Origin of the sequence: Zoogloea sp. 1C4, from assembly GCF_009469605.1 — a bacterium.
In the GTDB taxonomy this organism is placed as follows: domain Bacteria; phylum Pseudomonadota; class Gammaproteobacteria; order Burkholderiales; family Rhodocyclaceae; genus Zoogloea; species Zoogloea oryzae.
In genome coordinates, this window is the sequence record NZ_SSXU01000091.1 from 1 (window position 1) to 1,587 (window position 1,587).

Here is a 1,587-nt window from a genome sequence, read left to right on the forward strand (position 1 = left end):
CTAAGTCAATTATAAGACAATTATCAAGCTTAGATAATAATGTAGTTTTACCTGATTTTGGTTTACCAAATAGGATTAAAAATCTTGGATTATTAACCTTTGGTTTGTTTTTCTCTTTTGGTAGTATTAACATATTAAAATAGGTTAATGCTTTACCTGTGAGATTCTGAAATTATCTGACAAAAACTGAAATTTTACACAATGTAAAGTTATTCGTTATTCATTGTTGAGAATATTGTTAACAGTAGTACTGTTACTAATATTAATAATAACATTTACTATATTATTTTTATCTGCTTTACGATAGTTATTCAAAAACAGACTAGGATTATCAATAGGAATGATTGTATAACCAATCTGAATAAACTTCTGGTAAATACGTACAGGTTGACCCATGTAAGTAAAATCGTAACCACGATCTTCTTCATAGTCTTCCATGATCTTAGCATATTCTGCTAGTCGTTTCAATGCTAAATCAAATTCTGAAATAGCATCATATTGACGCAATTTAAATGCTCGATTTGCGAACGGACATGTAAGTGAATTATCATATGAACATGTCGGTCGATAATATTTTTTATTGAATGCAGAGAAATGTGCATTTCGATTGCATCCAAAACATAGCAAGTCTTCAGGACCTGCATATGATACACTGTATTCCGGATCTTCCGGAGTGTGAATTCCATACCATTTAGCAAACGGTAAGCGGTTTTTAACTTCGTTTAATATACGATTTTTCAAAGAACCCTGAGGGTCAATATTTTGTTTCGGAAGTTTAATTGTAAAACCTTTCATAATCAGCCTTTTTTAATTTGTTTAAATACTACTTTTTGTTCTTCAGCACTTGCAGTATTTGTTTCAATTAGATTACCATATTGAAGTTCGTTTTCAAATTCTAATATACATGGTTCACCATCTCTTACTTTTAAGAAATGCATATAAACCTTATTTTTTACAGGTAGACGACGTACTCCATATATAGCTAGATTAAGTATCTCTGGTCTGTGAACAGCAATAACAAAATCACTAGCTTGAAATATTGCATCAGATGCTGATAAATCACTTCTCATTGGAAAGTGAGTGCTTGGATTATTAATTCTATCAGGACTTTCAATATTACGATTCATCTGTGAAAGCTGTATTATACTAGTATTAGAAAGTTTCTTCTTCTGTATAAACATTTTCTGTAAATCGACTATTGTACTTCTTTCTCCACCCTCTCCATTTACTAGAAGAACGTGGTCTAATACTACTATTAGCCAACGACCGTTAGCTACAGTATTATGAAAGTAATCTATAGTATTACCTATTTCTTCTACATTACATACTTTATCAACAAAGTATATATTGTATTTCTTAATGGTTTCAGCTGCCGATTCAGCTTTTAATAAGTCTTCATCACTAAGTGTTTCTACTGAACTATATAATTCAGATACAGTTTTCTTAGTTTTATTACTTATTACACGACCAACATTTCTGTAGTCTACCATTTCTAAACTAAAGTATAATACTACGATATCCTGATTAGGATTAAGATCAATCAAATCCATTACTAACATATTTGCAACTGAGCTCTTACCACTACCT

Annotated in this window: 2 protein-coding genes; both read right to left on the reverse strand. The window is 30.6% G+C overall.

Going from position 1 to position 1,587, the window contains the following annotated elements:
- Positions 1-216: 216 nt before the first annotated feature.
- Positions 217-795 (reverse strand): hypothetical protein, encoded by a 579-nt coding sequence (locus GH681_RS22980; protein WP_153163818.1) that lies wholly within the window; start codon positions 793-795, stop codon positions 217-219.
- Positions 796-797: 2 nt separating this feature from the next.
- A partial coding sequence (locus GH681_RS22985) for a DnaB-like helicase C-terminal domain-containing protein (protein WP_153163819.1) occupies positions 798-1,587 on the reverse strand: 790 nt, incomplete at its 5' end.